General features: G+C 43.4%; 21 protein-coding genes. 20 read left to right on the top strand and 1 reads right to left on the bottom strand.

Annotation, left to right across the window (positions count from 1 at the left end):
* Positions 1–27: 27 nt before the first annotated feature.
* The 18 genes from pyrH (at position 28) to mog (ending at position 17,726) form a co-directional block, all read left to right on the top strand.
* Entirely contained in the window at positions 28–750 is a 723-nt protein-coding gene (gene pyrH / locus LQ983_RS03925; protein ID WP_111295686.1) for a UMP kinase, read from the top strand.
* Positions 751–788: 38 nt separating this feature from the next.
* On the top strand, positions 789–1,346 hold the full coding sequence (gene frr / locus LQ983_RS03920) for a ribosome recycling factor (protein ID WP_006716863.1): 558 nt from the start codon (positions 789–791) through the stop codon (positions 1,344–1,346).
* A 110-nt stretch (positions 1,347–1,456) separates the two neighbouring features.
* The gene (ispC, locus tag LQ983_RS03915) at positions 1,457–2,662 is read left to right on the top strand and encodes a 1-deoxy-D-xylulose-5-phosphate reductoisomerase (protein WP_111295688.1); all 1,206 of its coding nucleotides are present in this window, start codon (positions 1,457–1,459) and stop codon (positions 2,660–2,662) included.
* Positions 2,663–2,684: 22 nt separating this feature from the next.
* Positions 2,685–3,404: a polyprenyl diphosphate synthase gene (uppS, locus tag LQ983_RS03910; RefSeq protein WP_230621734.1), complete on the top strand. Its 720-nt coding sequence runs from the start codon at positions 2,685–2,687 to the stop codon at positions 3,402–3,404.
* 14 nt (positions 3,405–3,418) lie between these two features.
* Positions 3,419–4,288, top strand: coding sequence for a phosphatidate cytidylyltransferase (locus tag LQ983_RS03905; protein ID WP_230621733.1), 870 nt, complete (start codon positions 3,419–3,421; stop codon positions 4,286–4,288).
* 10 nt (positions 4,289–4,298) lie between these two features.
* Positions 4,299–5,633 carry a sigma E protease regulator RseP gene (gene rseP / locus LQ983_RS03900; RefSeq protein ID WP_230621732.1) on the top strand — a complete coding sequence of 445 codons (1,335 nt, stop codon included), beginning with the start codon at positions 4,299–4,301 and terminating at the stop codon, positions 5,631–5,633.
* 26 nt (positions 5,634–5,659) lie between these two features.
* Positions 5,660–8,062 carry an outer membrane protein assembly factor BamA gene (bamA, locus tag LQ983_RS03895; RefSeq protein WP_230621731.1) on the top strand — a complete coding sequence of 801 codons (2,403 nt, stop codon included), beginning with the start codon at positions 5,660–5,662 and terminating at the stop codon, positions 8,060–8,062.
* A 99-nt stretch (positions 8,063–8,161) separates the two neighbouring features.
* Positions 8,162–8,740 (top strand): OmpH family outer membrane protein, encoded by a 579-nt coding sequence (locus LQ983_RS03890; protein WP_006716876.1) that lies wholly within the window; start codon positions 8,162–8,164, stop codon positions 8,738–8,740.
* Entirely contained in the window at positions 8,740–9,771 is a 1,032-nt protein-coding gene (lpxD, locus tag LQ983_RS03885; protein WP_162541383.1) for a UDP-3-O-(3-hydroxymyristoyl)glucosamine N-acyltransferase, read from the top strand. The genes LQ983_RS03890 and lpxD overlap by 1 nt, the downstream gene beginning before the upstream one ends.
* A gap of 130 nt (positions 9,772–9,901) precedes the next feature.
* Positions 9,902–10,312 (top strand): 3-hydroxyacyl-ACP dehydratase FabZ, encoded by a 411-nt coding sequence (gene fabZ / locus LQ983_RS03880; protein ID WP_050540575.1) that lies wholly within the window; start codon positions 9,902–9,904, stop codon positions 10,310–10,312.
* 19 nt (positions 10,313–10,331) lie between these two features.
* Positions 10,332–11,120: an acyl-ACP--UDP-N-acetylglucosamine O-acyltransferase gene (gene lpxA, locus LQ983_RS03875; protein ID WP_006716881.1), complete on the top strand. Its 789-nt coding sequence runs from the start codon at positions 10,332–10,334 to the stop codon at positions 11,118–11,120.
* Positions 11,121–11,199: 79 nt separating this feature from the next.
* Positions 11,200–12,384, top strand: a complete 1,185-nt coding sequence (gene lpxB / locus LQ983_RS03870) for a lipid-A-disaccharide synthase (RefSeq protein WP_230621730.1) — start codon at positions 11,200–11,202, stop codon at positions 12,382–12,384.
* Complete coding sequence (rnhB, locus tag LQ983_RS03865; protein ID WP_230621729.1) at positions 12,377–12,976, top strand: ribonuclease HII; 600 nt, start codon at positions 12,377–12,379, stop codon at positions 12,974–12,976. The genes lpxB and rnhB overlap by 8 nt, the downstream gene beginning before the upstream one ends.
* A gap of 39 nt (positions 12,977–13,015) precedes the next feature.
* Positions 13,016–14,878 carry an SLC13 family permease gene (locus tag LQ983_RS03860; RefSeq protein ID WP_230621728.1) on the top strand — a complete coding sequence of 621 codons (1,863 nt, stop codon included), beginning with the start codon at positions 13,016–13,018 and terminating at the stop codon, positions 14,876–14,878.
* A 17-nt stretch (positions 14,879–14,895) separates the two neighbouring features.
* Positions 14,896–15,504 carry a CDP-alcohol phosphatidyltransferase family protein gene (locus LQ983_RS03855; RefSeq protein WP_230621727.1) on the top strand — a complete coding sequence of 203 codons (609 nt, stop codon included), beginning with the start codon at positions 14,896–14,898 and terminating at the stop codon, positions 15,502–15,504.
* A 10-nt stretch (positions 15,505–15,514) separates the two neighbouring features.
* Positions 15,515–16,147, top strand: coding sequence for a lysophospholipid acyltransferase family protein (locus LQ983_RS03850; protein ID WP_230621726.1), 633 nt, complete (start codon positions 15,515–15,517; stop codon positions 16,145–16,147).
* Positions 16,147–17,076, top strand: a complete 930-nt coding sequence (locus LQ983_RS03845) for a phosphatidate cytidylyltransferase (protein WP_230621725.1) — start codon at positions 16,147–16,149, stop codon at positions 17,074–17,076. The genes LQ983_RS03850 and LQ983_RS03845 overlap by 1 nt, the downstream gene beginning before the upstream one ends.
* Before the next feature lie 68 nt (positions 17,077–17,144).
* Positions 17,145–17,726, top strand: a complete 582-nt coding sequence (gene mog / locus LQ983_RS03840; protein ID WP_032997757.1) for a molybdopterin adenylyltransferase — start codon at positions 17,145–17,147, stop codon at positions 17,724–17,726.
* A 93-nt stretch (positions 17,727–17,819) separates the two neighbouring features.
* Here mog and proB read toward each other — a convergent pair whose 3' ends face one another.
* The gene (gene proB, locus LQ983_RS03835; protein ID WP_230621724.1) at positions 17,820–18,926 is read right to left on the bottom strand and encodes a glutamate 5-kinase; all 1,107 of its coding nucleotides are present in this window, start codon (positions 18,924–18,926) and stop codon (positions 17,820–17,822) included.
* Between the two features lie 165 nt (positions 18,927–19,091).
* Here proB and LQ983_RS03830 point away from each other — a divergent pair, with 165 nt between their 5' ends.
* Together LQ983_RS03830 and LQ983_RS03825 are read left to right on the top strand one after the other, a co-directional pair.
* On the top strand, positions 19,092–19,877 hold the full coding sequence (locus LQ983_RS03830; RefSeq protein ID WP_109859283.1) for a threonine/serine exporter ThrE family protein: 786 nt from the start codon (positions 19,092–19,094) through the stop codon (positions 19,875–19,877).
* Position 19,878: 1 nt separating this feature from the next.
* A complete protein-coding gene (locus LQ983_RS03825; RefSeq protein ID WP_109432683.1) occupies positions 19,879–20,343 on the top strand; it encodes a threonine/serine exporter family protein in 465 nt (154 codons plus the stop codon).
* The last annotated feature ends 33 nt before the right edge of the window (positions 20,344–20,376 follow it).

The following is a 20,376-nucleotide window of genomic DNA, read 5'->3' as shown; positions in this document are numbered from 1 at the left end:
TTTTTGTGAAGACAAAAGGGAAATAAGATGAGCCAACCGATTTATAAAAGAATTTTGTTAAAACTAAGCGGAGAAGCCTTACAGGGCGATGAAGGTTTTGGTATTGATGCGTCTATTCTTGATAGAGTTGCGTTAGAAATCAAGGAACTGGTTGAAATGGGTGTTGAAGTGGGTGTCGTCTTAGGTGGGGGCAACTTATTCCGCGGTGCTAAATTGGCCAAAGCTGGGATGAACCGTGTGGTCGGCGACCATATGGGGATGCTTGCCACCGTCATGAACGGTTTGGCAATGCGTGATTCGCTTTTCCGTGCGGATGTGAATGCAAAATTAATGTCGGCATTTCAATTAAACGGCATTTGTGACACTTACAACTGGTCTGAAGCCATCAAAATGTTGCGTGAAAAACGCGTTGTGATTTTCTCCGGTGGTACAGGCAGTCCGTTTTTTACCACGGATTCAGCTGCGTGCTTACGCGGTATCGAAATTGAAGCGGATGTTGTGTTAAAAGCAACCAAAGTGGATGGTGTATATGATTGCGATCCGGCAAAAAATCCAAATGCCATGCTTTATTCGCACCTTTCTTATGCCGAAGTAATTGATAAAGAATTACAAGTGATGGATTTAGCGGCTTTCACACTGGCTCGTGATCACGGTATGCCGATTCGCGTGTTCAATATGGGGAAACCGGGTGCGCTACGTCGCGTGATTACCGGCGAGCAAGAAGGCACACTCATTTGTGCAAAAGACTAGTTTAACGGTTTGATTTATTTAATAGAGAAGGAATTATCGTGATTAACGACATTAAAAAAGATGCGCAAGACCGCATGGAAAAAAGCCTTGAAGCGTTAAAAGGCCATATTGCAAAAATTCGTACCGGCCGTGCGCAACCAAGTTTGTTGGATGCGATTCAAGTGGATTATTACGGTTCTGCGACACCGTTACGTCAATTAGCCAACGTGGTGGCAGAAGATGCCCGTACTTTAGCGGTAACTGTGTTTGATCGTTCATTGATTCAAGCGGTAGAAAAAGCCATTTTAACCTCTGACTTAGGCTTGAACCCATCTTCTGCCGGTACAACGATTCGCGTGCCACTTCCACCATTAACAGAGGAACGTCGCCGTGATTTGATTAAAATTGTGAAATCAGAAGGCGAGCAAGGTAAGGTAGCGATTCGTAACGTACGCCGTGACGCGAACGATAAAATTAAAGCTTTGCTAAAAGACAAAGAAATCAGTGAAAACGATCAGCACAAAGCTGAAACGGAAATTCAACAAATTACCGATAAATTCATCAAAAAAGTTGATGAAGTGTTAGCGGAAAAAGAAAAAGAATTACTCGATTTCTAATCATAAAAACAGGTTAACATTAGACGCAGTGCCTTACTGCGTCTTTTCTTATATGGGCGTGTGAGGCTTTCATTCCGTCCGAAAAATTGACAAAGTGCGGTCGAAATTTTATGCAAAAAAAACAAAAGGTCGTGATTCTTGGCGCGACAGGTTCCATCGGTAATAGCACCCTTTCGGTGATTGAACACAATCCGGAAAAGTATGAAGCGTTTGCTTTAGTCGGGGGTTCCAATGTGGATGCAATGTTTGAAAAATGCGTGAAATTTCGGCCGCACTTTGTTGCTTTGGCAGATGAAAGCGCAGCAAAACATTTGCGTGAGAAAGTAGCTACGCATCAGCTCCCGACGCAAGTATTTGCCGGTCAACAAGCGATTTGTGAATTAAGCGCGCATCCTGATGCGGATATGGTCATGGCGGCGATTGTTGGTGCGGCAGGTTTATTGCCAACGTTGTCGGCAGTGAAGACAGGCAAGAAAGTTTTGTTGGCAAATAAGGAAGCGTTGGTCACTTGCGGCCAGATTTTTATTGATGCGGTAAAACGCTATGGCGCGCAATTATTGCCGGTGGACAGTGAACATAACGCCATTTTCCAATCGTTGCCTCCGCAGGCTCAACAACAAATCGGATTTTGCCCGTTAGCAGATTTGGGCATCAGTAAAATCGTGCTGACCGGTTCGGGTGGGCCTTTCCGTTACACGGATTTAAGCGAATTTGACGGTATTACACCGGAACAGGCGGTAGCACATCCTAACTGGTCTATGGGCAAGAAGATCTCTGTGGATTCCGCAACGATGATGAACAAGGGGTTGGAGTATATTGAGGCCCGTTGGTTGTTTAATGCGACAGCCGATGAAATGGAAGTCATTATTCACCCGCAGTCCATTATTCACTCCATGGTACGCTACATTGATGGCAGCGTTATTGCGCAAATGGGGAATCCTGATATGCGCACACCGATTGCGGAAACCATGGCATATCCGCACCGCACTTTTTCCGGCGTAGCTCCGTTAGATTTTTACCAATTAAATGGGCTGACTTTTTTAGCGCCGGATTATCAACGTTATCCTTGTTTGAAACTGGCGATAGAGGCTTTTGCGGCAGGACAGTATGCGACTACTGCCATGAATGCGGCGAATGAAGTGGCCGTACAAGCCTTTTTAGATCGCCAAATTAAATTTACGGATATTGCCAAACTGAATCAGGCTGTTGTGGAACAAATGCCGTCGCAACAAATCAAACAGATTGATGATGTGTTGGAGGTGGATCGTGCCGCTCGTGAATATGCACGACAACAATTGGCACATTGGTCACACTGATATTTTGCATTGAGAAGGGATAATGACAGAATTAGATCGGAATAATATTCCGCAACACGTTGCAATTATTATGGACGGCAACGGGCGTTGGGCGAAGCAACAAGGAAAAATGCGCGTTTTTGGACATAAAAACGGCGTGGCGGCAGTACGTGAAGCCGTGTCTTATGCTCGCAGAATTGGGGTGAAATATTTGACCTTATATGCGTTTAGCAGCGAAAACTGGAATCGTCCCGAGCAGGAAGTTAGCGCATTGATGAATTTATTTATGCAGGCGCTTGATTTTGAAGTGAAAAAACTGCATAAAAATGACATTCGTTTGAAAATTTTAGGTGATATTTCCCGCTTTAGTGCAGGCTTGCAGGAAAAAATCAAAAAAGCGGAAAAATTAACGGAAAATAACACCGCACTTACGTTAAATATTGCCGCGAATTATGGCGGGCGCTGGGATATCGTTCAGGCGGCACAGCAGTTGGCAGAACAGGTTCAAGCGCAACAGCTCAACGTCGCAGACATTAATGAAGCTTTATTGCAACAACATTTGGTGACGAAAGATGAGCCTGAAGTGGATTTATTGATTCGTACTAGCGGTGAACAACGCATTAGCAATTTCTTATTGTGGCAAACAGCCTACGCGGAACTATATTTTTCTGATGTACTGTGGCCGGATTTTAATGAGGCCGAGTTTCATCAGGCGATTTTATCTTATCAACAACGTCATCGCCGTTTTGGCGGAACCGAATAATAGAGGAATATATTGTGCTTAAACAACGAGTTATTTCGGCAATTGTGTTAATTGCCCTTGTCTTTACCGCATTATTTTTATTTTCACCTTATTATTTTGCCCTCGCCTTAGGTGTTGTCGTCGTGTTAGGCGTTTGGGAATGGACGCAGTTTTTTAATTTCAAGCAACCCACTTTTTGGCGCTATGCCATTACAGGTTTAAGTGCTGCCTTTTTATTCCTCTGGATCTATGGGGAAGGCAATTATTTAGATGCCGGACGTGTATTTGAACTGTATGCTCAGCCGATTTTATTGGGCGCGGTTATTTGGTGGCTGGTGGCCTTATTTTTTGTGGTGACTTACCCGAAAAGTAGTGTCATTTGGGGCAAACATTCCGTCTTACAATTCTTTTTCTGTTTCTTTACCCTTATCCCATTTTTAATCGGCGTATTATTGTTACGTTTAGATCATTATGTGGCAGCGCCTTATCACGGCATTATGCTGTTGTTGTATGTGTTTATTTTGGTTTGGGTAGCGGATTCCGGCGCTTATTTTGTCGGTCGTAAATTTGGTAAGCACAAATTGGCACCGAAAGTTTCTCCGGGAAAATCTTGGCAAGGGGCTATTGGCGGTTTGGTGATGGCGGGCGTTGTTGCAGCCATTTTTGTGAATGTAGCGCAACAAAGTTTGACCGCGAATGTCTCATCCGGAGCCTTTATTGGTTTGTCTGTGGCAACGGTTGCTATCTCTATTTTAGGTGATTTAACAGAAAGTATGTTTAAACGCCAAAGCGGTATTAAAGATAGCAGTCATTTAATTCCGGGGCATGGTGGTATTTTGGATCGCATTGACAGCTTAACCGCGGCGGTTCCATTCTTTGCCTACTTCTATTTCTTTATACTATAGGATTGGCGATATGTCATTTTTGTGGTCAACCGTTTCATTTCTGATTGCGATTGCCGTTTTAGTAACGGTACATGAGTATGGTCATTTCTGGGCGGCACGAAAGTGCGGTGTGAAAGTCCATCGTTTTTCTATTGGTTTTGGTAAAGTCATTTGGTCGCGTACCGATAAACAAGGGACAGAATTTGCCGTGTCGGCCATTCCTCTTGGGGGCTATGTCAAAATGCTGGATGGAAGAAACGAAGACATTCCTTCAGAGTTGGCATCTCAAGCCTTTGATAATAAAATGGTCGCCCAACGTGCTTTTATTATTGCCGCCGGTCCGCTAGCCAATTTCTTGTTTGCTATTTTTGCTTATTTTCTGATTTATACCATCGGAATTCCAAGCGTTAAACCGGTCATTGATGATATAAAACCTCATTCTATTGCCGCGATGGCGCAGGTTCAGCCAAAAACGCAAATTACTGAAATTGATGGTGTCGCTACGCCTGATTGGGAGACCATCAATATGCTGTTGGCAACTAAAATGGGTGCAAGTAGAGTAGAGTTAACCTTAGTTGAATTCGGTTCGAATATTGAACAGCATAGAATCTTAGATTTATCTCACTGGAATTTTAACCCTGAAAAAGAAACAGCCTTCGGTTCTCTCGGTATATTGCCGGTTAGAACTAAAGTCGATATGACTTTGTCTAAAGTCGTCGAGAATTCTCCTGCACAAAAAGCCGGATTACTGGTCGGTGATAAATTATATTGGGCTGATGGTCAGCCGATACGCTGGCAGGATTTTATTGAGCAAGTGGAATTAGGTAATCCATTATCTGTGAAGGTCGAGCGTAATGGCGCGTGGTTAATGAAGACTATTACGCCAGAACTGAATGACAAAAAGCGTTTAGTTGTTGGTATTTCTCCGACTTTTTCCCCTGTGCCTGATGAATATCGTACTGAATTAAAGTATGATATGTTTGAATCCTTACAGAAAGGGGCTGAGAAGACGTTTCAACTCTTTTGGCTAACCATAAAAGTGATCGGGAAATTATTGGTTGGCGAGTTGTCTTTGAATAATTTAAGTGGTCCGATTTCTATTGCGCAAGGTGCAGGCGCATCATCTGAGTTAGGATTAGTTTATTACCTCAGTTTTCTCGCACTGATTAGTGTCAATTTAGGGATCATGAATCTCTTCCCATTGCCTGTGCTTGATGGGGGACATTTAGTCTTTTTAGGATTAGAAGCGCTTAAAGGAAAGCCAGTTTCCGAACATGTTCAGAATATCAGTTATCGAATCGGTGCAATCTTATTATTAATGTTAATGGGATTTGGGCTGATTAATGATTTTTTACGTTTAAATTAGTATTTTTATACAGGATAGAAATTACGATGAAAAAACTTTTACTTGTAAGTTTGTTGTTTGGTTCTACCGCCGCTCTTGCGGGACCTTTTGTAGTTCAAGATATTCGTGTTGATGGTGTTCAGGCTGGTAGTGAAAGTCAGATTATTGCCTCGTTACCGATAAAAATTGGTCAGAAAATTAATGATGCCAATATTTCTAATATCGTCCGTAATTTGTTCCTAACGGGGCAGTATGATGATGTAAGGGCATCACAGCAAGGAAATACATTAGTGATTTCTGTTATGCCGAAAGCGATCATTTCTGATGTGGTGTTTGAAGGAAATAAATCCGTTCCAAACGATGCATTAAAACAAAACTTAGATACCAATGGTTTTCGTAAAGGCGATGTGTTGAATCGTGAAAAATTAGAAGAGTTTCGTAAAGGATTGGAAGAGCACTATCATAGTGTTGGTCGTTATAACGCAAAAGTCGAAACGATTGTTAACCCATTACCAAATAACCGTGCGGAAATTAAGATTCAAGTAACTGAAAATGACGTAGCGTTACTGAAAGATGTCACTTTTGTCGGTAACCAAGCTTTTGATAGTGATCGATTACAAGACCAAATGGAGCTTCAACCGGATGCTTGGTGGAAGTTCTTTGGTAACAAATTTGATTCTACCCAATTCACTAAAGATCTTGAAACAATTAGAAATTATTACCTTGACCGTGGTTATGCTAAAGCCGGAATCGCCAATACCGACGTGAAACTAAACGATGAAAAGACGGAAGCTCGAGTAACAATTGATATTGTTGAAGGTGAAAAATATACCGTTAATGGCGCGCGTATTGTGGGTGATGTAGGCGGCATGGCGGAACAATTGGCGCCGTTACTTAAGCAAATTCATGTTGGCGAAGCGTTTCGTCGTAGTGATGTACAGTTAGTTGAAGAAAGTATTAAAGCAACACTTGGCGAACGTGGTTATGGTAGTGCACAAGTGAACGTACAGCCTGATTTTAATGATGAGAATAAAACGGTTGGCTTGAGTTTTGTTGTTGATGCGGGTAAACGTTATTCTGTGCGCCAAATTCGTTTTGAAGGTAATACCGTGAGTGCGGATAGCACTTTGCGCCAAGAAATGCGCCAGCAAGAAGGTAGTTGGTTATCTACCGATTTGGTTGAATTAGGTAAAGTGCGGTTAGATCGCACAGGCTTTTTTGAGACCGTTGAAAGTCGCACTGAAGCTGTTGAAGGAACCAATGACCAAGTTGACGTTATTTATAAGGTAAAAGAACGTAATACTGGTAGTATTAATTTTGGTATCGGCTATGGTACGGAAAGCGGTTTAAGTTACCAAGCCAGCATTAAACAAGATAACTTCTTGGGTATGGGGTCTTCTCTAAGTTTAGCCGGTTCCCGTAATGATTATGGTACAAGCGTTAATTTAGGTTATACAGAACCATACTTCACTAAAGATGGTGTCAGTTTGGGCGGAAATGTTTTCTTTGAAAGCTTTGATAACTCAAAAAATTCAACATCAGCAGCTTATGCACGAACGACTTATGGTGGTAACCTAACCTTAGGATTCCCGGTCAACGAAAACAATGCCTACTATCTTGGTGTTGGTTACGCCTATAACAAATTAAAAAATATTACACCTGAATATAATCGTGCTTTGTATTTAGCCTCTATGAATTTTGATGACTGGGTGTTCAAATCTCACGATTATGATGTTTCATTCGGTTGGAATTATAACAGTTTGAACCGTGGTTTCTTACCAACTAAAGGGGTTAAAGCGTCTATTGGTGGTAAGGTTACGATTCCTGGCTCTGATAATAAATACTATCGACTCAATGCCGATGTTCAAGGGTTCTACCCGCTTAACCGTGATCAGACATGGGTATTGTCTGGACGTTTAGGGGCATCTTATGCAGATGGCTTTGGTGGTAAACGCTTACCGTTCTATCAAACTTATACTGCAGGTGGTATAGGCAGTTTACGCGGCTTTTCTTATGGCGCTATTGGTCCACAAGCGATTTATATTGCCCGAAATGCGCCAGCGACTTGTTCTGGCGTAACCACAAATGTAACTTGTTATAATTATGTAACTGGCGATATTGTTGGGGGAAATGCCATGGCAACAGCCAGTTTCGAATTGATTGTGCCGACTCCGTTTGTCGCAGAGAAGAATCAAAATTCCGTACGTACTTCTTTCTTTGTTGATGCAGCAAGTGTGTGGGATACCCACTGGAAGAGTGAAAAATCTAAATTTGCCCATTTGAATTTACCTGATTATGGTGACCCTTCTCGTATTCGTGCTTCTGCTGGTGTTGGTTTCCAATGGCAGTCTCCGATTGGTCCGCTAGTATTTTCTTACGCTAAACCAATCAAAAAATATGAAAATGATGATATTGAACAATTCCAGTTCAGTATTGGCGGATCATTCTAAACAGAATAGTCCAATTGAATTAATGTGACGAGATATCTGTGTCAAGATATTGGCACAGAAGGATTTAATGTTTAACTTACTAAAAGGAAAAATAAAAAAATGAAAAAAACTGTAAAATTAACCGCACTTTCTTTAGCTTTAGCATTCACTTCTTCTTTAGCAATGGCAGAAGAAAATATCGCTTTTGTAAGCGCAGATTACCTTTTCCAGAATCATCCGGATCGTAAAGTTGTTGCTGAAAAATTAGAGGCAGAATTCAAACCAACTGCGGATAAATTAGCAGAAAACAAAAAACAGATTGATGCGAAAATTGCGGATGTTCAAAAGAAAGTAGAAGCAAAAGTGGCGGCTTTACAGAAAGACGCACCTAAATTACGTTCTGCAGACATCAAAAAACGCGAAGATGAGATTAATAAATTTGCTAATGATGAGCAAGACGCTATCAATAAATTGATTACTGAGCACGATCAAAAAGCAAAAGCTTTCCAAGAAAGTTATGCAAAACGTGAAAATGAAGAAACAACAAAAATGATTGCGAGCATTCAAACCGCCACGAATAATGTAGCGAAACAAAAAAATTACACTTTAGTGCTTGATGATCGTTCCGTTGTTTTTGCTGTTGACGGTAAAAACATTACTGAAGATGTATTAAAAGCAATTCCTACACAGGCTAAATAATGAAGACCTATTCCCTCTTGGAATTAGCACAACAAATCGGCGCTACCATTCGTGGTAACGCCGATGTTGTTGTGAGTAATATCGCTCCCTTAGATAAAGCAGAAAAACATCAGCTAACATTCATTTCTAATGCCAAATTCCGTGAAAAACTGGCACAGTCAAAGGCGGGTATTTTGGTAGTATCCGAAGCGGATATAGAATTTTGTTCACCGGAAAGTAATTTGCTTATCGTGAAAGATCCTTATGTTGCCTATGCAAAATTAGCACAATATATGGATACCACACCAAAAGCGGCAAGTGGAATTGCAAAAAGTGCGGTCATTTCTGACGATGTTTTGTTAGGTGAAAATGTCTCTATCGGTGCAAACAGTGTCATTGAATCCGGCGTTGTGCTTGGTGATAACGTGGTGATTGGCGCAAATTGTTTTATTGGTAAGAACACCAAAATTGGCGCGCACACCCAACTTTGGGCGAATGTGTCTGTATATCATGATGTCGAAATTGGCCAACATTGCTTAATTCAATCCGGTGCAGTTATCGGTAGCGATGGCTTTGGTTATGCCAATGAGCGCGGTAAATGGATCAAAATCCCGCAAGTAGGACAAGTGATTATCGGCAATCACGTGGAAATTGGTGCTTGCACCTGTATTGACCGTGGCGCATTAGATGCAACCGTAATTGAAGATAACGTGATTATCGACAACCTTTGTCAGATTGCCCATAACGTGCATATCGGCACGGGGACCGCGGTTGCCGGCGGGGTGATTATGGCAGGCAGTTTAACCGTGGGACGTTATTGTTTAATTGGCGGTGCTAGTGTGATTAACGGGCATATGGAAATTTGTGATCAAGTGACAGTCACCGGCATGGGAATGGTCATGCGTCCGATTACCGAACCGGGTGTGTATTCTTCCGGTATTCCGCTCCAAACCAATAAAGAGTGGCGCAAAACAGCGGCATTGACACTTGGCATTGATGGTTTAAATAAACGCATTAAAGCCCTTGAGAAAAAACTGAAATCAGATGAGTGATGTTTCGTTCATTTTGTGTTGATGAGTTAAATAACGTATAATTTAACGCGTATTTTTTGTTTCTTATTTAATATTGAAAGGTAATCCCGTGACTGAACAAACCTCAAGAATTATCGAATCTCACGAAATTATGCAATTATTGCCACATCGTTATCCATTTTTATTAGTGGATCGCGTGATCAATTTTGAAGAAGGCAAATGGTTGACTGCGATTAAAAATATCAGTGTGAATGAGCCTTGTTTTACCGGTCATTTCCCGGGAAATCCCATTTTACCGGGCGTGTTAATTCTTGAAGCCATGGCGCAGGCCATGGGCATTTTAGCTTTCAAAACCCATGAGTTAGCCGGTGGTGAGATTTTCTATTTCGCTGGTGTTGATGAAGCTCGCTTTAAGCGTCCGATTGTTCCTGGCGATCAAATGGTATTACACGTTGAAGTGATTAAAGAACGCCGTGGTATTACTGCCTTTACCGCTACAGCAACCGTTGACGGCGAAGTAGCCTGTGAAGCGAAACTAATGTGTGCTCGTCGCGTAGCATAATTCAGACAAGGGGATAAATATGATTCACCCAACAGCCAAAGTTCATCCGCAGGCCATTGTTGAAGAAGGTGCAAAAATTGGTGAAAACGTGGTTATCGGCCCGTTTACCATCATCGGCAAAGATGTTGAGATCGGCAAAGGCACCGTCGTCCATTCCCATGTTGTGATTAATGGTCATACACGAATCGGTGAAGATAATGAAATTTATCAATTTGCCAGCATCGGTGAGGTAAACCAAGATCTTAAATATCAAGGTGAGCCGACACGTGTTGTGATTGGTAACCGTAATCGCATTCGTGAAAGTGTGACTATTCACCGTGGTACTGTACAAGGTGGCGGTGTGACGAAAATCGGTGATGACAACTTATTCATGATTAACGTCCATATTGCACATGACTGCGTGATTAAAAACCGCTGTATTTTAGCCAATAACGCTACCCTTGCCGGACACGTGGAATTGGACGATTTCGTGATTGTTGGCGGGATGTCTGCGATTCATCAATTCGTTGTCGTTGGTGCACATGTGATGTTGGGCGGTGGTTCTATGGTCAGCCAAGACGTACCTCCTTATGTCATGGCACAAGGCAACCATGCGCAACCGTTCGGCGTGAACATTGAAGGGTTAAAACGTCGCGGTTTTGATAAACCGACGATGCATGCGATTCGTAACGTTTACAAAATGATTTATCGTAGCGGTAAAACATTAGATGAAGTGATGCCGGAAATTGAACAAATTGCCGCAACTGAATCGGCGATCAGTTTCTTCTTGGATTTCTTTAAGCGTTCCACCCGCGGCATTATCCGTTAATCCTTTTAATCAATTCATCCATTGCCGACCGCTCTTTTCTATGACTAAAAGAGCGGTCGTTTTTTTCAGAGTTTTGACTATGCCAAATTCAATATCCCTCAATCATTCTCCAACCATTGCAATCATTGCAGGCGAAGTCTCCGGTGACATTCTCGGGGCAGGTTTAATTCATGCCCTGAAAGCGCGTTATCCGCATGCCAAATTTATCGGTATTGGCGGTGAACGCATGATTGCCGAAGGATTTGAAACTCTGTTTGATATGGAAGAATTATCCGTGATGGGGTTGGTAGAGGTATTGAAACACCTGCCGCGCTTACTCAACATCCGCGGTAGCATCATCGAGCAATTATCGGTATTAAAACCGGATGTTTTCATTGGCATTGATGCGCCGGATTTTAACTTGGACGTAGAACTGAAACTCAAACAGCGGGGCATTAAGACCATTCATTATGTGAGTCCATCCGTGTGGGCGTGGCGTCAGAAACGCGTGTATAAAATCGCGGCGGCAACCAATTTAGTCCTTGCCTTTTTGCCTTTTGAAAAAGCCTTTTATGATCGTTTCAATGTGCCTTGTCGTTTTATTGGTCACACCATGGCAGATGCCATTCCGTTGAAACCGAATCGTGATGAAGCCTGCCAATTATTGAATTTAGATCCAACGCAACGTTATGTGGCGATACTGGTGGGGAGTCGTGGTTCAGAGGTGGAATTTCTGAGTGAACCTTTCTTACAAACTGCGCAACTGCTACATCAACGCTATCCGGATGTTAAATTTCTTGTGCCGTTAATTAATCAAAAACGCCGCCAGCAATTTGAACAAATCAAACAATGCGTTGCGCCGGAATTGGATATGATTTTATTGGACGGCAATGCGCGTGCCGCCATGATCACCGCAGAAGCAACGTTGCTGGCCTCAGGTACGGCTGCGTTGGAAGCGATGTTATGTAAATCCCCGATGGTAGTGGGGTATCGCATGAAACCGTTCACCTATTTCTTAGCCAAACGCTTGGTGAAAACTAAGTATGTTTCTTTGCCAAATTTGTTGGCAGATGAAATGTTAGTCCCGGAATTAATTCAAGAAGACTGCAATCCAACGAAGTTGGCAGAAAAATTGTCCCTGTATTTAAGTGAGGATAAAAGTGCGGTGCAAAATCGCCACGTTTTATTACAGCGTTTTGCTGAGTTACACCAAAGGATCCAGTGCAATGCCGATCAGCAAGCCGCACAAGCAGTGATTGATTTATTGGAGCCATCTCATGGATAAGTTTGTGTACCCACAGGGCTATGAACTCATTGCCGGTGTAGATGAAGTAGGACGCGGGCCGTTAGTCGGTGCCGTGGTGACGGCAGCAGTGATTTTGGATCCGAACAATCCTATTGAGGGGCTTGCCGATTCTAAGAAACTGTCGGAAAAAAAACGTTTATTGTTAGCGGAAGAAATTAAGCAAAAAGCACTGGCGTGGGCGCTCGGTCGGGCTGAACCACATGAGATTGACGAGTTGAATATTTTGCATGCTTCCATGCTTGCCATGGAACGGGCGGTAAAACACTTGAAAATTCAACCGCACTTCGTGTTGGTGGACGGTAATCGGATTCCGCCGAATTTGTCGATACCGGCCCAAGCGGTTGTTAAAGGGGATGCTTTGGTGGCGGAAATTAGCGCAGCGTCTATTTTGGCAAAAGTTGCACGAGACCAAGAGATGTTGGAATTGGATCAACAATATCCACAATATGCCTTTGCGCAACACAAAGGCTACCCAACGAAATTGCATTTGGAAAAAATCACCGAATTTGGCCTTTTACCACAGTATCGCCGTAGTTTTGCGCCTGTTAAAAAATTATTAGAATCGCTATAATTTAACCTGCATTTGAACATTTTTAGCACGGAGGGCGCCATGAACCAATTCACCAGCTTACTTGATTCTTTCCGTCCGGAACCTTGGGTATGGGTGCTGTTGTTGCTCATTACTTCCGTGATTCTCTTCATTCGTAACCGCATTCGCATGGACGTCGTCGCTATTTTGGTGATGTTGGCGTTCAGCCTCAGTGGCATTTTAACCGTACAAGAAGTGTTTGCCGGTTTTAGTGACCCCAATATTATTCTGATTGCCTTATTGTTCATTGTTGGAGAAGGCTTGGTTCGCACCGGTGTGGCGTATCAAGTGAGCGAATGGCTGTTAAAAGCCTCTCATAACAGTGAAGCTCGTGTATTGGTTTTCATGATGTTAGCCGTGGCTGGACTGGGGGCTTTCATGAGTTCCACGGGGGTTGTGGCCATTTTCATTCCCGTGGTGCTGATGATTTGTCGCCAAATGAATATCTCTCCGAAACGTTTGATGATGCCACTGAGCGTTGCCGGGCTTATCAGCGGCATGTTGACGTTGATTGCGACAGCGCCCAACTTAGTGGTGAATGCCGAGTTGGTACGCGAAACGGATATGCGTTTGAAATTCTTCGATTTTACGCCTATTGGTTTAGTGATTTTGTTTATGGGGATCGGCTATATGCTGGTTGCCCGTCGTTGGTTAAACTCCGATAAAGAAAATGAAACCAACAGCATGGATAAACGTTCCATGAGTGATTTGATTCATGAATATGGTTTGCAACAACGCACGCAGCGTTTTGTGGTAAGAAAAGGCTCACCGCTGATTGGCAAAAATCTGGATGAATTACATTTACGTTCTAAATTTGGTTTGAACGTGTTGGCGATTGAACGTTGGAAGCGTTTTCGCCCGATATTTATTGCGGCGCTTGGTTCCTCAGAAGTCCGAGAGAAAGACATTTTATTGATGGATAGCAGCGATCCTGAATTTAATTTAAAAGCCTTTTGTCAGGAATATCATTTAGAGCGGGCGGAAATTCGCGCACAGTCTTTTTCTGAACAAGCCAGTTCTATTGGCATGGCGGAATTGATTTTAGTGCCGGATTCCGACTGTATCGGAAAATCGACTGAAGAACTTGCTTTCCGTTCCAAATATGGTTTGAACGTGGTGGGGATTAAGCGTGACGGTGAAGTACTTGGTGGGCATTTTGTCGAAACCCCCTATAAAGCAGGGGATTTATTGCTGGTGATTGGCGACTGGAAACTCATCCAGCAAATGCGTAGCCACAGCAAAGATTTCTTTGTGTTGAATTACCCGAGCGAAATTACTCGAGCTGTGCCTGCGCAAAGCCAAGCTCCTTATGCTTTGTTGAGTATTTTAGTGATGGTGGTGCTGATGGTAACCCGTGTCGTGCCAAATGTGGTGGCCTCTCTCATTGCTTGCTTAATGCTAGGCTACTTCCGTTGCGTGGATAGCAAAAGCGCCTATAATTCGATTCACTGGTCAAGCCTTGTACTGATTGTCGGGATGATGCCATTTTCGTTGGCTTTACAGAAAACCGGCGGGGTATCGGTGATTGTCGAGTTAATGCTGAATTTAGTTGGCGCCATGGGTAAGCATTGGATTTTAATTAGCCTGTTTATTCTCACTGCCGTTGTTGGTTTATTCATTTCTAACACGGCTACCGCAATTTTGATCGCACCCATTGCCATTACGATGGCGCACCAACTCAATTTATCCCCGATGCCATTTGCGATGGTGGTGGCCATTGCTGCTTCAGCTGCGTTTATGACACCGGTGTCATCGCCGGTGAATACCATGGTTTTCGGCCCCGGCGGTTATAAATTTGCCGATTTTGTCAAAGTCGGTGTGCCGTTCACTCTTTTAGTGATGTTAGTGAGCGTGTTTTTGATTCCTTTATTCTTTCCTTTTTAAGGTTTAAGGAGAATGTGGTGAGTATTTATGATCTGAAACCAAAATTCCAAAATCTATTACGTCCTCTCGTGATAAAGCTAGAACAACGTGGTGTGACTGCCAATCAAGTCACCTTAACCGCGTGTGCCATTTCTGTTATTTTAGGGCTAATTTTGACCGCACTTTCCGGGTATCATTGGCTTTTTATTTTGATTCCTATTTGGTTGTTCGTGCGCATGGCACTCAATGCCATTGATGGTATGTTGGCGCGTGAATTTAACCAAAAATCTCGTTTGGGCGGATACCTAAATGAAATCACCGATGTCCTGTCTGACGCCGCATTATATTTACCTTTTGCTTTTATTTCTCCTTTTGATGGTTTGCAAATCGGCTTGATCATTTGGTTGTCGGCATTGACGGAATTTTGTGGTGTGCTCGGGCACGTGCAAGGTAAAACCCGCCGTTATGATGGTCCGTTAGGTAAAAGCGACCGAGCGTTTTTGTTTGGGGTGTTAGGCTTGGTTTATGTTTTTGTCCCTACTTTACCGGATTTTCTCTATTGGCTGGTTTGGATTGCCATCATTCTATTAATTGTCACTTGTGTCAAACGTGTGAAGTCTGGTTTGGCCGAAGTGGGTAATGAATAGGAGCGTGATTATGTTAGCCAAATTGATTGATTTTCTCTTATGTCGTTTCACCTCCTTTATCACCGGTGTGCGCCCGCAAAAAAATGTGGAACAGCAATCCGCGGATAAACATCGTTTGTATTTTGCCAACCATAACAGCCACGGTGATTTTATTTTGTTGTGGGTCTCTTTGCCTTATCAAGTGCGCAAAAACACTCGCCCGGTTGCCGGTGCGGATTACTGGACGAAAGGGCCGATTCGTCGTTTCTTGGCGTATAACGTATTCAATATGTTGCTAATTGAACGGGGCGGCGATAACCCGCAAGCCATTACCGAACAAATTAGTGATGCCTTGCAACATCATTCTCTGATTATTTTCCCTGAAGGCACCCGTAAAATGGACGACGATGTGGCGCTACAACCTTTCAAAAGCGGTTTGTATTACGTCGCAAAGCAAAACCCGCAATTAGAACTTGTGCCGGTATGGATTAGTAATATGCATAATGTTTTGCCGAAGGGCTTTGTGGTGCCAATTCCGCTGTTGTGCGATTTATATATGGGAGAGCCGTTATTCTACCGTGAAGATGAAGATAAGGCCGATTTCTTAATCCGTGCCGAACAGGCATTATTAAATTTAAATTTAACCGAAAAAGGGAAAGCATAATGGAAATATGGCAACTGTTTGGTGGTTTAATTATCACCTTAATTATTGCGTCATCAATCGGTTATGGATTGAAATTCAAAGTCGGCTTTTCCATCCCTCATGCGGTAATTGATAATCTTAACGCACGCATTAATGCCTGGTGGGTCATGATTCTGATCATCTTTGCCGCCGCGGCATTGGGTTTTTATGGCGTGATCGGGTTATTTTTTGTCATTTCTTTCATGGCATTGCGTGAATTTTTATCGTTGCTTTATATTCGTCGTGGCGATCATCTCGCACTTGCCGCTTGTTTCTACGTCATTCTGCCTCTTCAATATTTTTTGGTGGCAATTGACTGGTTCAGTATGTTCACCATCTTCATTCCTGTGTATGGTTTCCTGTTTTTGCCAATCCTCTCCGCGTTGTTGGGCGACACAGCGCATTTCTTAGATCGTTCCACCAAAGTGCAATGGGCATTGATGATCAGCGTCTTCTGTATTTCCCACATTCCGGCAATCCTGACATTAGATATTGAAGGTTTTGAAGATAAAAAACTGCTATTGATGATTTTCTTGATTTTAGTGGTGCAATCCAGTGATGTGTTGCAATACGTATGGGGCAAGTTATTCGGCAAACACAAAATTGCGCCAAAACTCTCGCCATCCAAAACCGTGGAAGGTTTTGTGGGCGGTGTCGTCAGCGCCAGTGTGCTGGGAGGCTTGCTCTATTGGCTTACGCCGTTTAACCCGGTACAAGCGGTGTTAATGAGCTTATTAATCTGCCTCATGGGCTTTTTAGGCGGCTTAGTAATGTCCGCTATGAAACGCAGCATGGGCGTAAAAGACTGGGGAAATATGATTAGTGGCCACGGCGGTATGCTAGATCGCATGGATTCCCTTTGCTTTGCTGCGCCGATTTTCTTCCATGTGGTGAGATATTATTGGGCTTAGTAGGATTTTTGTGAGAACGGCTTCTAGCCGGATTTATTGATTAACAAACCTTAAAAATGAGAGAAAAAATGACCGCACTTTTAAAGATTGGGTTAGTGTCCGTTTCTGATCGGGCATCGCAAGGCGTGTATCCGGATCAAGGCATTCCGGAACTTAAACATTGGTTGGAACAGGCGTTGGTGGAGCCTTTTGAGGTAGTCGAACGCCTGATTCCGGACGAGCAACCGGAAATTGAGCGTACGCTGTGCAACTTAGTAGATGAAGAACATTGTCATTTGGTGCTCACCACCGGCGGCACAGGGCCGGCAAAACGAGATGTTACACCGGATGCGACACTTGCTGTCGCTGATCGTGAAATGCCGGGGTTCGGTGAGCAAATGCGTCAAGTAAGTTTACATTTTGTGCCGACTGCCATCCTTTCCCGTCAAGTGGGCGTGATTCGTAAAGACAGTTTGATTTTAAATTTACCGGGACAGCCGAAGGCGATTAAAGAAACGTTAGAAGGCGTAAAAGATGAAAACGGCAATGTGTTGGTGAAGGGGATTTTTAGCGCTGTGCCGTACTGCTTGCAGCTCATCAACGGATTATATATTGATACTAAACCGGAAATTATTGCCAGTTTCCGCCCAAAATCTGCACGTCGGAGTTAAATGCGGCGAAAAGTGCGGTCATTTTTGACGGCATTTTTACAGCCACTAAAACAAAAACGGTATTCCCTTGTTTTGATGGAATACCGTTTTTGTTTATAGCACAATCATATCATCCCGATGAATGGCGACGGCGCCATATTCATAACCAAGCAGTTGTTCAATATCATGAGACTGTTTGCCTTTGATTAATTCCAGTGCATCGCTGTTATAACGCGGCATGCCGAGCGCAATATCTTTGCCTTGCGAGTTACGAATGCGCACAACTTCACCACGGGAGAAGCGCCCACTGACATCAACGATACCCGCCGGCAGTAAGGATTTGTGCTGAATTAACACCGCACTTTGTGCGCCATCATCAATCGTTAGCGCGCCTGCAGAAGGCGCAGCGAAGAGCCATTGCTTACGGCTTTCCAAGCGATCCGCTTGTACCTTGAATTTAGTGCCGATGGCTTGATCGTATGCTAAATCGACGATGACGTTAGGTTGATTACCCGGCGCAATAATGGTTTCGATGCCAGAACGGGTGGCAACATCTGCCGCGGTGATTTTGGTGGACATGCCACCGGTACCTAAATTCGTGCCGCTACCGCCCGCGATAGAACGAATATGATCAGTGATTTTCTCCACGACCGGAATCAATTTCGCCTGTGGATTTTTACGTGGATCGCTGTCAAACAAACCTTGTTGATCGGTCAATAAATAAAGCTGTTCCGCTTGGACTAAAATCGCCACTAAGGCGGATAAATTGTCGTTATCGCCGACTTTAATTTCTGCCGTAGCAACGGCATCATTTTCATTGATAACAGGGATAATGTGATTATCTAATAATGCATGCAATGTATCGCGTGCATTGAGAAAACGTTCGCGATCTTCAATATCCGCACGTGTTAACAACATTTGCCCGATATGAATATCATAAATGGCAAAGAGTTTTTCCCAGGTTTGAATCAGCTGGCTTTGACCCACTGCTGCCAATAATTGTTTAGATGCCACAGTAGGCGGTAATTGCGGGTGATTTAAATAATGCCGACCGGCGGCAATGGCGCCTGAAGTGACAATCACCAAACGAAAGCCGGCGCGATGTAATTGTGCCAACTGACGGACGATTTCCATCATGTACGCTAAATTTAATTTTGGTGTGTCTTGGGTTAAGGTGCTGGTGCCGAATTTCACCACAATGGTTTTGTTATTCTGTTGCATACTGACTCCTTGTCAAAAATGCGTTTAAGTTAGCATTAAGCGTGGCAAAAAGCATTAAATTTATCGGGAAAATCCACCGCACTTCAATAGGGGCAAGATGAAATACTGTTGTTCCTTTTAGAAAGTTTTATAATGGGTGGCACAGTTAATTTAGGTAAAAGTATGATGAAAGCTCAACAGATTACTCAGGAATACCAACGGGAGGTAACCCGTGTATGCGTAGAAACGGCATTGTTGTTATTACAACATGGCGTGGAAAGTGCGGTGGTCGTGCAAATGACGCAACGACTTGGTGTTGCACTTGGGGTTGCCAGCGTGGAATGCGCATTAACCGCCAACGCAGTGATTCTTACTACGCTGACCAACGGACATTGCATTACGACGACCCGTAAAAGTGCCGACAAAGGCATTAATATGCAAATGGTCACGGATGTTCAACGCATTATTATTTCTGCGGAACATGGTATATACGATTTACACCTGGTGAAGAAAAAACTAGATCGCCTCAAACCATTAAAATATAACCGTTATTTTGTTGTCTTGATGGTGGGGTTATCTTGTGCCTCCTTTGCGCATTTATCCGGAGGAGATGCATTAATTAGCCTCATCACTTTCTTGGCTTCCTCCGTGGCGATGTATGTGCGGCAGGAATTGTCTAAACGGCATTATAATCCCATGATTGTTTTTTGCATTACAGCCTTTGTGGCGTCATTGATTGCGGGCATGAGTTTGAAATATCAAATCGGCAATGATCCGCAAATTGCCTTGGCGTCCAGCGCTTTATTGTTGGTGCCGGGATTCCCGTTAATCAATTCACTGGCGGATATTTTAAAAGGCTACGTTAACATGGGGATTAGTCGTTGGGCGGTGGCGACCATTCTCACCTTTGGGGCATGTTTGGGCATTGTCTTTGCGCTCAGCGTGCTGAACATTACGACTTGGGGGAACTAAGATGGATTGGTTATTTGGGTTACTCGATGATATGTTCTTTGCGGCAATTCCTGCCGTGGGCTTTGCGCTGTTGTTCAATGTGCCGGCTAAAGCGTTGAAATATTGTGCGATGCTTGGCGCGTTAGGGCATGTAACCCGTACCTTGTTGCTCCATTGGGATATGCCGATTATTTTTGCCACGCTGGTTGGTGCTGCGCTGATTGGTTTTATCGGGGTTCACCTTTCCCATCGTTATTTGGCACACCCGAAAGTCTTCACCGTGGCGGCAATTATTCCAATGATTCCCGGCGTGCATGCTTACAAAGCCATGATCGCTATTGTACAGATTCACCATTACGGTTTTTCTGACGAACTGTTTGCGCAAATGATCAATTCCTTTATCAATACTACCTTTATCCTTGGTGCATTGGTTTTCGGGTTAGCATTGCCAGGTCTGTTGTTCTATCGCGGAAAACCTGTGGTATAGTAACCGCACGTTAAGCCATTAAATAACTTAGGA

This window comes from Aggregatibacter sp. Marseille-P9115 (assembly GCF_920939465.1).
In the GTDB taxonomy this organism is placed as follows: domain Bacteria; phylum Pseudomonadota; class Gammaproteobacteria; order Enterobacterales; family Pasteurellaceae; genus Aggregatibacter; species Aggregatibacter segnis_B.
The sequence above is the reverse complement of the archived record's forward strand: the minus strand, read 5'-3'. Positions and strand labels throughout refer to the sequence as shown.

Bases quoted from the DNA above. Each gene is read 5' to 3' on its own strand.
- pyrH (WP_111295686.1), top strand. From the start codon at position 28: ATGAGCCAACCGATTTATAAAAGAATTTTGTTAAAACTAAGCGGAGAA.
- ispC (WP_111295688.1), top strand. From the start codon at position 1,457: ATGCAAAAAAAACAAAAGGTCGTGATTCTTGGCGCGACAGGTTCCATC.
- uppS (WP_230621734.1), top strand. From the start codon at position 2,685: ATGACAGAATTAGATCGGAATAATATTCCGCAACACGTTGCAATTATT.
- rseP (WP_230621732.1), top strand. From the start codon at position 4,299: ATGTCATTTTTGTGGTCAACCGTTTCATTTCTGATTGCGATTGCCGTT.
- bamA (WP_230621731.1), top strand. From the start codon at position 5,660: ATGAAAAAACTTTTACTTGTAAGTTTGTTGTTTGGTTCTACCGCCGCT.
- LQ983_RS03890 (WP_006716876.1), top strand. From the start codon at position 8,162: ATGAAAAAAACTGTAAAATTAACCGCACTTTCTTTAGCTTTAGCATTC.
- lpxD (WP_162541383.1), top strand. From the start codon at position 8,740: ATGAAGACCTATTCCCTCTTGGAATTAGCACAACAAATCGGCGCTACC.
- fabZ (WP_050540575.1), top strand. From the start codon at position 9,902: ATGCAATTATTGCCACATCGTTATCCATTTTTATTAGTGGATCGCGTG.
- lpxA (WP_006716881.1), top strand. From the start codon at position 10,332: ATGATTCACCCAACAGCCAAAGTTCATCCGCAGGCCATTGTTGAAGAA.
- lpxB (WP_230621730.1), top strand. From the start codon at position 11,200: ATGCCAAATTCAATATCCCTCAATCATTCTCCAACCATTGCAATCATT.
- rnhB (WP_230621729.1), top strand. From the start codon at position 12,377: ATGGATAAGTTTGTGTACCCACAGGGCTATGAACTCATTGCCGGTGTA.
- LQ983_RS03860 (WP_230621728.1), top strand. From the start codon at position 13,016: ATGAACCAATTCACCAGCTTACTTGATTCTTTCCGTCCGGAACCTTGG.
- LQ983_RS03850 (WP_230621726.1), top strand. From the start codon at position 15,515: ATGTTAGCCAAATTGATTGATTTTCTCTTATGTCGTTTCACCTCCTTT.
- LQ983_RS03845 (WP_230621725.1), top strand. From the start codon at position 16,147: ATGGAAATATGGCAACTGTTTGGTGGTTTAATTATCACCTTAATTATT.
- mog (WP_032997757.1), top strand. From the start codon at position 17,145: ATGACCGCACTTTTAAAGATTGGGTTAGTGTCCGTTTCTGATCGGGCA.
- proB (WP_230621724.1), bottom strand. From the start codon at position 18,926: ATGCAACAGAATAACAAAACCATTGTGGTGAAATTCGGCACCAGCACC.
- LQ983_RS03830 (WP_109859283.1), top strand. From the start codon at position 19,092: ATGAAAGCTCAACAGATTACTCAGGAATACCAACGGGAGGTAACCCGT.
- LQ983_RS03825 (WP_109432683.1), top strand. From the start codon at position 19,879: ATGGATTGGTTATTTGGGTTACTCGATGATATGTTCTTTGCGGCAATT.